We start from the raw sequence: 12371 nt of genomic DNA on the forward strand, positions 1-12371 counted from the left end.
ATTAAATCCTCATAGGAAAGTCTTTTACTCACCATCTCGTAAATCATACCCCAGTCCGGGAGACCACCAAGATTACGGTCATCAATAAAAATATCGGCCTTCAGCTTACGGGAGAAATGGTTATTCAGGCTTTTCTCTTCCTCCGGGTAATCTCGGTTCACGGCGTAAAACTCCAAGCCCCGCTCTCGGCAAAAGGTGACAGCCTCATCCAAAAGCTTACCCTCTCGCACACTCCATAAGATCAGCTTGTGGTGTTCTGTTTGTAACTTTCTCAATGTCTCGAAAGCGAAAGGGATCTCCTTCCCTATCGCCGGATATTTATGCTCAACGATTGTTCCGTCAAAATCTACTGCGATAATCATTTATAATTCAGATTTATAACTACCAACTAAATTGCTAATTCACTCCGTCCAATCTCGTGAATTGAGAGTTTTGGCTCTTGAACTCGGGGACGAAGGATTTCATCTCTCTCACCATAGGAAGAATGTGTACATGAAGGGATAATTCAGCTAATAGATCAATGTGCTCTACCACATCCTTGTAGGCGTACTCTCGGACTGCTGCCACACGAATCTTCTCATGAGGGGTTTCCTTCGTATTCTCCTTGTTGCTCAATAGTTCCTCATATAATTTCTCACCGGGACGAAGACCTGTGTATTTAATCTCTATGTCTTTATCCACCTGCAAACCAGAAAGCTCGATCATACGCTTCGCTAAGTCAGCGATCTTGACCGGCTCACCCATATCAAAGATGAAAATCTCGCCGCCCTTGCCCATCGTACCGGCTTCCAACACCAAACGGCAGGCTTCGGGGATTGTCATGAAGTAGCGGATGATATCGGGATGGGTTACCGTAACTGGGCCTCCTTTGGCGATCTGATCGCGAAAACGAGGTATCACGGAGCCATTACTTCCTAATACATTACCGAAACGGGTCGTGATAAACTTAGTGTTTCCCGCTAGAGCCCCCTTACTGATCGCCACACTCAAGCTCTGCACATATATCTCAGCGAGGCGCTTGCTACATCCCATGATATTCGTTGGATTAACGGCCTTATCCGTACTGATCATCACGAATTTCTCTACACCATAGCTTACGGCGGCATCCGCTATCACTCGGGTACCAAACACGTTGGTACGAACAGCCTCGCAAGGGTTCTCTTCCATCAAGGGGACGTGCTTATAAGCTGCCGCATGGAATACTACCTGGGGATGCCAATTGCGGAATACGTAATCTACACGGTCCGGATTCCGGACATCGCCTATGATAGGTACAAAATCCAGTTCCTTATACTTCTCCTCCAATTCCAGGCGTAAGTCATGCATCGGAGTCTCGGCGGCATCAAGGCAGATCAGTTTCTTGATCGGGAAATGCGCCAGCTGGCGGCAGATCTCGCTACCAATGCTACCGGCCGCTCCCGTAACAAGGATCGTCTTATCTTTCAATAAGAGACCGATCTCGCCCAGATTTATACTGATCTCCTCACGACCCAGCAAGTCCTCAATACGGATCTCACGGACTGAACGCTTCATTCCGCCCTCATGGACCTCCTCCATATCAGGAACCACGAGAGGCTTCAAGGAGGCCTGCTCGCAATAATGAATCAAACGATCACGTTCTCGTCGGACGGTCTTTATATTCGGGAAAAGGATACCATCCAAGTTATTTCTGGGGATCAGACGCAACAAGTCATCAATGTCCTCGATCTGGTAAACGGGAAGTTCCGCTATGCGAAGGTTCTTTTTAGCGCTACCAAACGTCAAGAAGCCGATGATGCTATAATTTTGCATGAATACTTGCCGGTTGGGTGATGTGGCTATCATCACGCTATCCTCATCCATACCGAACACCAGTACACGCTTGCGCTTTTTTCCAAGTTGGGACAACACGCTATTATATACATTAATCACGAATACACGTAAGGTGATCAGCAGAACAATCGTCAACATACAATCGGTTATCCCTCCCACCCAATATATAGAGGAATTGAAATCCGCCCTCAAAAGATGAAGCAGTATGAACATGAGGATGGATTTTGTGATGGCGACACCACCATCCTCCATAGTCCACGTAGCGTGGAATGACGGATCACCCCGTGATAAACCTTGAACGTAAGAAAAGAAAGGATACTGGCCACAAAGGAAGCTATTCCTACCTTTAATACACTAATCCCGCTTATGTATACATGCATGATGGACAATAATCCCAGCACTCCTATCAAAGATACACATAGGGAAATGAAAAGATCCGCACAAAAAATGATCCAGCGGTTGATATACCGCAAATTTACCAGACGCCCCAGCGCTAAACGCCAGCGATTATAACGATATTTCACCTTTTCCATATTTGTTTTATTCATATCTATCTAACTATAATAATAAGCGACCGAACCTCTCAAGTGGTTGGAGTGGTATAAGCTAAAGCAAGAGTCTAGTCTATCGGTTAAAGAAAAAGGGACTCTCCTCGCTACTAGAGATAGCTGACCTCTTGATCGATATCGGCCGCCTAATTCTCATTTTCTAATTGCGACCTAGCGATAATATATTCTTGATTGGAGGCTCTCTTGAACCTCAGAAGTATCTTTAATCAATCTCCATGTCACGATCCATGGACGTGGTTTTTACTTCCGGCATCGGAAAATACCTCACCTCTTCCTTATGCCACTCCTTGTAACCGTCAAGCGTACGAGTAGGGACGGATAACCGACCGTAGTCATTGCCTTCGCGATGGAAAAGATGGTTACGTGTATAGGAACGTAACTCGCCATCTGTCCAAGAGACCATCACGATTGGAAACGGGTACGTGGTGAGGCTTAACGGGGTCACTAAGGTACGGGAAGATATTTGGCGTAACAGGTAAGCTGATTTCTCGAACGCCACCCAATACGGACCCGTACAGTAAAGATGGATGAAGGCACGATTATCCGCCTCTCGCTTAAGAATCTCTTTCAAATGGTTTCCTAACAACGAGATAAGGCGTACTCCGGATCTATCCTCTTTTTTACCGTAGTGCGTATCCATCTATGTGTATCATAATAGCTCTAGCAGGTCACGGGTGATATTTACTTTGGCACATCCCAGTAGATCTACACGGATCACAAAGTTAAGATTGCCATCCTCCACTTCCAGCACGTTACCTTCTAGACCATGCAACTTACCGCCGTTAATGCGTACCCTCGCTCCAAGAGGCAGCGGACGGGGATCGATAATGACAGGCTCTTCGGAATCGTCCAGCATCCTACGGAGTTTCACCATCTGCTCATCCGGAATGAAGGCTACGGGGCGTATGCCTCCAGACCGTTCGCCAGCTATGTTTACCATGAAACGTTTGATATAAGGAAGATGAACGATCTCCTTCCTACGCAAGACATCGGTGCAACGGATGAATACAATGGAACGGAAGACGATCCGGTCTACTTGCTTACGCTTGCCGCTTGGCAGAAGACACATCTCTTTTTGGGAGGCTATATAAACCTCATAGTCCTTCTCGCCTTCCGGCTGACTGGCTATGCGCTTTTCCAGCTTGTCACGGCATAGTTTCTCGGACTTGTTGTTGACGATAGCGATGTACCAATGTTTCTGATCAGATTTTCGCCGTAACGGGTTTTCAGGAATGGTTCTTTCAACGCCTACGGCGTCGATACCCTCATGAGGTACCGAATTTACAACCGTTTTTACAACATTCGCTCGCATCTCGTTGATTGCTTAAAAGAGATAGTTTGATATATGCACCATAACCCTTTTTCGCCATGTGAGAAATTAGGCTACTTAGTGAGTAGCGCAAAAGGTGGGAGAATGGTTATTACTCAGTTGTAGAGACGGAGCATGCTCCGTCTCCCACCGTCTGACAGTAATTTAAAACATCTTTTAGAGGGGATGAGACGGGGTATACCCATCTCTACAAGAATGTATGTTCGATTTTAGGGGGGGACGTGATGATTTCGGAAATACGAGGCCATTTCGTCTCTATTGCCATGTCTATACATCAGAAATAAGAACGAAGATTTAACGATAATCCAACTGGAAACACAAACAAACCCTAATGATTGCTTGTTTTTTGTTATTTTTTACTACATTTGCGGCGTGAAACAAACGCTACTCACTAAGTAGCCTCATCCCACTTTCGACACATAATTATAGACACAACCAAAGCAAGTGCTATTCACCTCTGTCATTTTTTCTAAAGAGAAACTTCTCAGATAAATCTGGGTGGTCTTGATAGACTTATGCCCCAATAATTCACTGATCATTTCTATAGGGACATTTTGCTCTTTCAATGCCATGGCAAAGGAATGGCGGATCGTATAAGAAGTAACATCCGATGCTATTCCAGCGGCCTTTTTCAACGCCTTCAAATTTCGATTGAATCGGGATAGGGCCGCATTGTATTCGAGATATGCCTCATAGCCCGTCTTCGTTCCACTCAAAAAAGGGAATAAATAGCCTGAGGCCGGCTTCTTGTCACCCATTAATTCCTTGCGCATCAATTCTGCCGTATCCAAGATTTCCAGTCTCATCGGTGTGCCTGTCTTCTGCCGATTATAGTCCAATATCCCGTTTTTGATATTCCTTTCTTTTAGGTGGGCGAAGTCCACGAACGACATTCCTGCATACTGAAACAACAAACAAACGACCAGTTGTGTCTCCCTTAGCACCTCACTCTCTACCTTCACCGTCATCAACTTATGTTGGTTCTCTAAGGATAGGGATTTCTTGCGCTTACTCTCCACTCCCGTAAAAACTCCTTGGAACAAACCGGGGATATATTCCGCATCACCATCTTCGATCGCCTTGTTATAGACGCAACGGATACGACGCATATAAGTGGAAACCGTGTTGCACATGCAGCCTTTCTCCAACAAATAAGCCTCATATCGGTGAAGATTGGCCTTATTGATATCCGAATAGGAAATGTTCTCTGTTCCACTATACTTTATAAAGGAGTTCAACGCATCCTGATAACTTTTGGCGGAGGAATAACGCTTTTCCTCTCGTAACTGGGACATATACCTTCTCACCCCTTCCACGAATCCTTTCTCATCCATATCTCTCTGTTTTTAAATAATATTTGAAATGAATTGACAAATGTAACTCATACTATCTGAATGCAAAAAGAATTACCGAAACACTATCATAATGTTTACTTTCTAAACATATTTTAAACACATACTTTTTCAAAACAGTTACGTTTAAACCAATATTATGGAACTTTAGTACCCAAAATAGCACATTTTTTAGGATATATCCTGAACTTGTATGTATCTAGTCGGCTTATAATTTCTATTTCCCGGCAGATAACCGACATCTACCCGGCATCTAGTTCGGATTATCCGGCACTTGCTCTAATTTAGCTGGGGTCTACTCCTAATCTCAATCTTTTGTACACTGAAAAACGAGACTATATAGAGCCTTTGCGCTCTAGAACGGCAAAAAAGTCGACTGATTTTCAAATATCATTCAGGAGGCATTTATTAGTTTTCTGAAACAAGAGATATAATAATTCGGCGGATATTGATAAAAAGAAGGCAAACTGCAAGTATTTTCCTTCATACACATTCTATTCGTCAGGGCTTAACTACCAGAGAATCGCATATAATACACACACACCCTATCCTATCTCAAATACAAGAAGCAGAAGGAGAGAGAAATGACAAATTGACATAATTAAGCCGTATTAATGACTTCTATCGATTGAATACACAATATTAAATTAGCAGAGACTTGCTTGCAGGTGTCGTTTTTTTTCACGAATATTGCAAATCAAACAACCAAATAAACATATTTAGTTTACTAAAGTTAATCTTAAAGAAAGGAGAGCCTATGAAACAGGAACCATCATGAACCATATCTAACAGGGAAACTGGCTGGAAGATATGGCAACATAACCCAGCCAAACAAGTTTCTAAGCGCCTTTAAATCAAATAATACTAACACTAAAACATTACAAATGTATGAATGAAAATTATAAGGGGAATCCTAAACCCCGATTAAACACAAAAACTAAATTGGGCAGAGTCATGAAATTAACCTCAATCCCGCTATTTATTTTTACCACAGGGGTATACGCTTCCGTACACTCCCCAAACATGCGCATTAAAAGCGACATCAAGATTATAGAGAAACCATCAATCGTATCCACCCCGCAACAAAACACCCGTCAGATCACCGGAACCGTGATTGATGCTACCGGTATGCCGATAATTGGCGCCAATGTGATGGTAAAAGGGACAACAAACGGGACAATAACGGATATAGATGGAAAATTCACGTTGGAAGTAGCCAAAGACGCTATTTTGCAAGTGTCCTATATCGGTTATATGAACCAGGAGATTTCGGTAGGCAATAAATCGGTTTTAAGCATCTCCTTGCAAGAGGACACACAAAAGTTGGATGAGGTGGTAGTGATTGGTTACGGTACGATGAAGAAAAGTGATATCACGGGGGCTATCTCGTCCGTGAGCGAGGAGAAAATCGCTCGCCAAGCAGTGGCCAATGTTTCTACCGCATTGCAAGGCTTGGCTACCGGTGTATCCGTCACTTCCAGTTCCGGATCTCCGGGTTCCGCCGCCACGATCCGTATCAGAGGTGTCGGTACGGTAAACGACGCGGAGCCATTGTTCGTCGTGGATGGGATGCCCGTGACGGATATAAACTACCTGAACACATCGGATATACAGTCTATGGAGGTGCTTAAAGACGCTTCCGCTTCCGCTATCTACGGTTCCCGTGGCGCGAACGGCGTAATCCTTATCACTACGAAAAAAGGCGCCGCTGGAAAAACCACCGTTACGCTCGACGCATATTGGGGTATGAACAAAATATTGAATAATCTCGATTTGATGTCAGGTCCGGAATGGTACGACTATCAAGAACAGTTGAACACAGTGAGGAGCGTTCCCATCAACTTGGCCCTTGTCAATCGTAATGTTTCCACCAATTGGATGGACGAGATTACGCATACGGCCTTTATGCATAACTACAGTGTCGGCATAAGCGGTGGTAAAGAGAACGACTATAAATTCAATCTGGGCTTGAACTATATCAACCAAGATGGAACGATCAAGAAATCCAACTACGAACGGTTCAGTGTCCGTCAAAGCACGGAAAAAACGGTGCTCAAAGATCATTTGGTAGTGGGTACCAACGCGTCGATCGCAAGATCTACCGACGCAAGTATTAGCGAGCGCAACAGTAGTAATGTGTACGACTCCGACTATGGTGTCGTAAGTAACGCAATCCGTTTGGATCCGGTAACTCCCGCCCAAAACGCAGACGGTTCATATGGTTACTCTCCTTATATTGACTACTATAACCCATTGGCAAGTATCATGTATCGGGATAATCAACGGGAGAAACTTGCTTTCATCGGCAATATGTATGGGGAATGGCAGATTATAAAAGGATTGAAGTTCAAGAGTAGCTTCGGAGCGGAAATCAGAAGGGTAGACAATAAAACCTTCTCGCCTGTCTATGAGGTATCCTCAAGCCAAAGAAATTTAGAGAGTAGTTTATCGAAGTCGCAGACCAAAGGGCATTACTATACGTTCGAGAATACCCTTTCGTATGAGAAAACGTTTGCCGAGAAGCACTCCATATCCGCTCTCGTAGGTTATACCAATGAATGGGGTAAGCAGGAAACCTTGAGCGTAAATGCGAGAGATCTTATCGGAGAGTCGGATAACCTGCATTATATAGACGCTACGCTGGACAAGAACAAGACCACGGCCAGCAATAGCGCTACGGAATATGGTTTGATGTCTTATCTGGGCCGCCTACACTACGATTACAATAACAAATACCTTATTACAGCCACTTTCCGGCGAGACGGCTCCTCTAAATTCTCTTCCAAGAATCGCTGGGGTAACTTCCCCTCGTTCGCTCTAGGTTGGAGAATCGACAACGAACCGTTCTTCCAGAAATTGAACGCCGAATGGGTTTCCTCCTTGAAACTCCGCGGGGGTTGGGGACAGATCGGAAATCAGAATATCACCAATTATGTGGATCGTAGTTTGCTGTCATTGAGTACGCAATACGGTGCTTTATTCGGAGCGAGAGAGAATGAGACCTTGTATCAAGGTATTGCCGTGAGCAGATTGGGCAATCCGGATATTAAATGGGAGACCACGGAATCTCTGAATATCGGTCTTGACGCAAGCTTCTTTAACACCCGCATGGTCTTCAGCTTCGAGTATTATTACAAGACAACGAAGGACATGCTGCTGGCCGCTCCTATGCCTATCTATATGGGATATGCCAGCAACACCTACACCAATATCGGCGAGGCGAACAACCGCGGTATCGAGATGAATCTCGAGTGGAGAGACAAGACCGAAAGCGGTTTCGAATACAACGTGGGAGTAAATATGTCGACCATCCGTAACCGCATGACGAAATTGAATGGTGGCACACCAATCTCCGATGGACCATTCCGAAACGGAAGCATGTACCTCACCTATACGAATGAAGGTATGCCTATCGGCGCGTTCTGGGGCTATAAGACAGACGGGCTTATCCAAACACAGGAACAGTTGAATGCCGTTAAGCGGGCGGATTTCCAACCTAATGCCGAATTGGGCGATGTATTGTTCGTAGATACGAATGGCGATGGCAAGTTAGACTCAAGTGATAGATGCATGATCGGTAATCCTATTCCGGATATCATATACGGTATCAACATGGGTATGGCGTGGAAAGGCTTCGACCTCAATTTGCAGTTTGGTGGAACAATCGGTAATCAGATATTCAACGCGATGCGTTATTACACCTACTTCCCGAACGATATAACGAACAAGGATAGAGCGTTAATGAACTATTGGACGCCAAATAATACAAATACGGACATCCCTCGCCTGACGGCTACGGACGTAAACGACAATGACCGCTTCTCGGACATGTACGTAGAAAACGGGACTTATTTCCGCTTGAGAAACGCCCAGCTAGGTTATACCCTGCCCGCTTCTCTCACGCAGAGGATAAAACTACAAAAAGTACGTTTTTATGTAAGCGGCCAGAACTTGTTTACGATATCCAGTTACTCGGGTATGGATCCGGAAGTGGGTCAGTCCAGCTCTTTGTCTAGAGGCATAGATTACGGTATCTATCCTCAGAACATTTCATTCACCGGAGGTATTAATGTTACTTTTTAAAATTTATAATGTCATGTTTAAAAACAAATATATCATAGGAATCGTACTAGCGATTTTAACAGGATTCAGCAGTTGTGCAGATTTGGATTTAGCTCCGTTAGGAAGTCCGGAGGCTGGAGAGATATCAGAGGAAAGACAAGCTTTCTTGCGTCTGACCGCTGTCTATTCCGTCATGAAGGACTTCCGTTACACATGGTCAATGCAATGTTTCGGCGACGTGTTGTCGAATGACGCGACCTACAGCGGTTCTTCGAACGACGCACAAACCTTCACGTTGCTGGAGAATTATCAGTATCAAGCGGATCATACCGAGATCTTGAACAAATATCGGTATTCTTACCAATGTATTAATAAGGCCAATTTGTTTATACGGGATATGGAAATGGCAGACGATGCCCTATTCTCGAAATATAACAGGGAACAGATGATCGGTGAGGCCAAGTTTATTCGCGCCTATACTTATTTCGAGCTTGTGAAAACCTTTGGTGGTGTTCCTTGCTATACGGGAGTCTTGGATCTCGATCATGAGAGACTCGGACGTGCGTCTGTCGAAGAGATATACTCGGTTATCGAGCAAGACCTAAACGATGCGGTTAGCGTATTACCTAAGAAAAGTGAGGTGGCTAACTACGAGTCAAGCTATGCGGGAAGGATTACCAAAGGCGCGGCCATCGCCATGCAAACACGTATTTATCTGTATGAGAAAAAATACGATGAGGTAAAAAAGGCATTCGAGAAATTCCAGAATGAGTGCGGGGGTGAGTATAGCTTGGTCGCTCCGGAGGATTACGCTTGGCAATTCTCACTGGACGGCGAGCACTGCTCTTCTTCAATCCTTGAAGTAAATATGTATACCTCCACAACCCAAAGCGGGTATGGCGTTAATAACGGCAACCGTCACGTGCTGATGTCTATGCCCCGAAACATGACGATCGGCTTCGGTTGCGCACAACCTACACAGGCCTTGGCAGACGCTTATGATGCCGAGGGGGATATCATACGAAAGAAGACCACTCTCCTTTCCACGGAAGAGGCCATAGAGATCGAGACCGCGGCCAAAGGCGATGTGGCACCCGTTACGGACGACCGAACCGGTTGGTACAATCGCAAACTATATCTCGCGCCCGGGCAAAGAGAGGAGAATCGGGGAAATAATCAACCCACGAACCTCAGGCTTATCCGCCTCGCGGAGGTATATTTGAACTATGCCGAGGCTTGCTATTTCAGCGGCGATATCGCTAATGCGCAAAAGTATCTGAATGAGGTAAGAAGCCATGTCAACTTGGCTCCTAAAAACCATACAGGAAGCCAATTGTTTGAAGACATCATGAACGAGCGTCATCTGGAGTTTGGAATGGAAGGTTTCCGGTTCTTTGACGTGGTACGTGTAGGATGGGGCGAGAAAGTATTTAACGGAACCAAGAAGGCGGAATTTGGAGCTAAGACTCCTTTCAGCGCCGGTGCGGAAGTATTGCCTATACCTCAAACCGAGATTGATATTAGTGACGGTTTAATAACTAATTAATAAGGAAATAACAATTCGCAAAAATCATAATAGTATGAATAGGAATTTAGTATTGCTCGGAATCTGTCTCTTGGCCGTATCGTTCGTTGGAGAGGTCTTTGGACAGAAGAAAAAACCTCGTATCGGTATTGCCGGTATACAGATAGAAAACAGCGTGTTCGTCCCGAATAGGCAGCCGCTCGTAGGACACCCCGTAAGAATGCCGGACTATCTCAGCCCAGACTCCGCAATGGGACAGGCGGCCACTTGGCTTCCCACGCAGATTGGCTATGGCGGTGGAAGAGGCCCCGTGACAAAAGAATCGTACGACGCATTTGTGGAAAAAACATTGGAGATGATCAAGGCCAATATGCCCTATGACGCTTTCTGGTTTTATAACCACGGAGCTTGTAGCGTGGAAGGCGTAGCCGATCCCGAGGGCGAATTCATGGAGAAGGTGCGTAGCTTGATCGGAAACGATGTCTTGACTACCACCACGATGGACCTTCACGGAAATACGTCTTGGTTGGTAGCTCTCAACTCCGATTTGATTACGACTTATCGTCAAGCACCGCATGCGGATTCTCGCGAATCACATCGGCGAGGGGTCGTCAATTTGTTGGAACGTCTTGAGTCGGGGAAAGGACGTCCGGCATACAAGGCATGGGTTGCTGTTCCTGTCCTAGTTTCCGGCGAATGGTCGAGTACCCGTGTCGAGCCTGCGAAATCGCTGTACGCATTGGTTCCCGAGGTTGAAGCCATGCCCGGAGTGATAGACGCAGGGATCTGGATCGGTTATGTTTGGGGAGACAACCCACGGAACCAAGGAACCGTGATGGTTTACGGTGACGATGAGGAACAGGTAAAAGCCGGGGCGAAGAAACTCGCCCAGAAATTCTGGGATGTCCGTAAGCAGTTCTCGCTGGAAGCTCCGGGATATTCGCTCGAGAAATGTATCGATTTGGCAATAGCAAGCAAAAAGAAGCCTTTCTTTATCAGTGATATGGGAGATAATCCCGGCGGAGGCGGCTCAGGCGAGGTCACTTGGACTTTGGCGAGACTCTTGAAGCGTCCGGAATTCCAGACTGATAAGGGAAAGAGCGTTCTTTATTGCTCCATCCCGGGAGAAGAAGTGGTTAAGCAGGCACGTAAGGTCGGCGTAGGCGGACACGTAGAAGGCATGGTAGGTGCCATGGTCGATAATTCCTACGAAGGTCCCGTGAAATTGTCGGGTACCGTGGTTTATGTGAGTCCGGAAGAAGACAAGAACGCGGAATCATGGAGACGGAAAAGAGATATCGCTATCGTAAAGACCGGAAGCGTTTATGTGGTAGTAGGCACATCGTCTCCCACTCCAAACCTAGAGGGTTCAGGAATTGACCCGAAGGAAATGGATATCGTAATGGTTAAACAGGGTTACCTTGTAACCCAATGGTACAATATACAAGCGGATTGGGTGATGGCTTTTACAAGGGGAGGCGTGGATCAGGACTTCAAGAAGCTTCCCTATAAGAATATCGTGAGACCGATGTTCCCGATCGATCCAGACATGGCTGATCCGGAATTGAACGTTATCATGGTTCCTTCCGCCAAGCATTACTATGGCAGATAGATCGTATTGATCGATTTTTTACTGCAATGCCTATGCAGTGTTACTGCAATAGGTGTTGCAGTATTACTGCACAGGCATTGCAGCATCACTGCAACCCGGGTTGCAGTGA

7 protein-coding genes and 1 pseudogene are annotated in these 12371 nt (G+C 45.6%); 3 read left to right on the plus strand and 5 right to left on the minus strand.

Annotated elements, in window-relative coordinates; translation table 11 throughout:
• From ACESPU_RS20515 to ACESPU_RS20535, 5 genes and pseudogenes are all read right to left on the minus strand, one after another.
• Positions 1–362 (minus strand): BT0820 family HAD-type phosphatase (locus ACESPU_RS20515; protein ID WP_347112081.1); only part of this gene is annotated, 362 nt, incomplete at its 3' end.
• Between the two features lie 34 nt (positions 363–396).
• A pseudogene (locus ACESPU_RS20520) lies at positions 397–2345 on the minus strand (polysaccharide biosynthesis protein).
• A 238-nt stretch (positions 2346–2583) separates the two neighbouring features.
• Positions 2584–3021, minus strand: coding sequence for a hypothetical protein (locus ACESPU_RS20525; protein ID WP_048927730.1), 438 nt, complete (start codon positions 3019–3021; stop codon positions 2584–2586).
• 9 nt (positions 3022–3030) lie between these two features.
• Positions 3031–3693 carry a transcription termination/antitermination NusG family protein gene (locus ACESPU_RS20530; protein WP_005865210.1) on the minus strand — a complete coding sequence of 221 codons (663 nt, stop codon included), beginning with the start codon at positions 3691–3693 and terminating at the stop codon, positions 3031–3033.
• A gap of 419 nt (positions 3694–4112) precedes the next feature.
• Positions 4113–5045, minus strand: coding sequence for a site-specific integrase (locus ACESPU_RS20535; RefSeq protein WP_048927729.1), 933 nt, complete (start codon positions 5043–5045; stop codon positions 4113–4115).
• Positions 5046–5951: 906 nt separating this feature from the next.
• On the opposite strand from ACESPU_RS20535, the gene ACESPU_RS20540 reads away from it, so the two are divergent.
• Genes ACESPU_RS20540 through ACESPU_RS20550 form a run of 3 tightly spaced genes read left to right on the plus strand, consistent with a single transcriptional unit; the run spans position 5952 to position 12262 of the window.
• On the plus strand, positions 5952–9146 hold the full coding sequence (locus ACESPU_RS20540) for a TonB-dependent receptor (protein ID WP_181987541.1): 3195 nt from the start codon (positions 5952–5954) through the stop codon (positions 9144–9146).
• Between the two features lie 13 nt (positions 9147–9159).
• Positions 9160–10671, plus strand: coding sequence for a RagB/SusD family nutrient uptake outer membrane protein (locus tag ACESPU_RS20545; protein WP_005865202.1), 1512 nt, complete (start codon positions 9160–9162; stop codon positions 10669–10671).
• A gap of 34 nt (positions 10672–10705) precedes the next feature.
• Positions 10706–12262 (plus strand): M81 family metallopeptidase, encoded by a 1557-nt coding sequence (locus ACESPU_RS20550; protein ID WP_005865200.1) that lies wholly within the window; start codon positions 10706–10708, stop codon positions 12260–12262.
• The last annotated feature ends 109 nt before the right edge of the window (positions 12263–12371 follow it).

The sequence above is a fragment of the Parabacteroides sp. 20_3 genome, assembly GCF_964238835.1.
Classification (GTDB): Bacteria; Bacteroidota; Bacteroidia; order Bacteroidales; family Tannerellaceae; genus Parabacteroides; species Parabacteroides distasonis.

Coding starts and splice junctions, on each gene's coding strand:
- ACESPU_RS20525 (WP_048927730.1), bottom strand. CDS start 3,021: ATGGATACGCACTACGGTAAAAAAGAGGATAGATCCGGAGTACGCCTT.
- ACESPU_RS20530 (WP_005865210.1), bottom strand. CDS start 3,693: ATGCGAGCGAATGTTGTAAAAACGGTTGTAAATTCGGTACCTCATGAG.
- ACESPU_RS20535 (WP_048927729.1), bottom strand. CDS start 5,045: ATGGATGAGAAAGGATTCGTGGAAGGGGTGAGAAGGTATATGTCCCAG.
- ACESPU_RS20540 (WP_181987541.1), top strand. CDS start 5,952: ATGAATGAAAATTATAAGGGGAATCCTAAACCCCGATTAAACACAAAA.
- ACESPU_RS20545 (WP_005865202.1), top strand. CDS start 9,160: ATGTTTAAAAACAAATATATCATAGGAATCGTACTAGCGATTTTAACA.
- ACESPU_RS20550 (WP_005865200.1), top strand. CDS start 10,706: ATGAATAGGAATTTAGTATTGCTCGGAATCTGTCTCTTGGCCGTATCG.